General features: G+C 33.4%; 1 protein-coding gene. It reads right to left on the bottom strand.

Features of this window, described 5'->3' with window-relative positions; translation table 11 throughout:
- Window positions 1-56: 56 nt before the first annotated feature.
- Window positions 57-614: a DUF4347 domain-containing protein gene (locus VTH8203_RS23350; protein ID WP_158296237.1), complete on the bottom strand. Its 558-nt coding sequence runs from the start codon at window positions 612-614 to the stop codon at window positions 57-59.
- Window positions 615-721 lie beyond the last annotated feature (107 nt).

The raw sequence follows: 721 nt of genomic DNA, 5'->3' as shown, positions 1-721 counted from the left end.
CTGGGAGAGTTATGAGGGGAACCGCCAGCGCCTTGTCACATGATTTAAAGCCATCTTTAATTTTTCAAAGCCTGAAATTCAAAAACATCGTCTCCGTCTAATTTATTTGAACCTGTCAAGTTATCAGACGCATAAATATCGAGATTGATTATTTCTTTGAGTGTGTTTATAAAGCTTTTCCCATGTACGTCATATGCAATATTACAGCCGTATAATATAATTCGACCATCCTTTTCAAATGAACCGTTCCATTTAGAAAGAGTATCTTTGTAAAAATTAATATTTTTTATATTTAGTCGAGCATTGCCAAGATGAACGGTGCCATTTTCACCATGAGAAACTATATGGAGGGTGGAGATATTTTCCTTTTCCTTAATTATCTTGTATATATTATCAATCCCATCTTCTTCTTTCATTAAATAGAATATATCTGCCTCTCTCTTCAACCCCCTTAATAGTAACTCACTATTCTTTACTCCCGAATCGATTATTACCACTTCGTATGTTTTTTTAGACTCATAATGTAAATATATTAAACTTGTACAAGTTAAAAAAACGATCGGAAGAACAAGTTTAATTAAATACTTAACCAAGATTGTAAATGTTGCGTTCATGAGATTTTTCCATGAAAAAGCCATATCATCATTATATAATACTCGAATTCAGATAATAAGTGCGACACTTCATGGCTTTGTTGAACGAAGCCGCTCCGCAGCAGAGT

This window comes from Vibrio thalassae, from assembly GCF_900089835.1.
Classification (GTDB): Bacteria; Pseudomonadota; Gammaproteobacteria; order Enterobacterales; family Vibrionaceae; genus Vibrio; species Vibrio thalassae.
Note: the sequence above shows the minus strand (reverse complement) of the source record. Positions and strands in the feature narration are given on the sequence as shown.

Bases quoted from the DNA above. Each gene is read 5' to 3' on its own strand.
- VTH8203_RS23350 (WP_158296237.1), bottom strand. From the start codon at position 614: ATGAACGCAACATTTACAATCTTGGTTAAGTATTTAATTAAACTTGTT.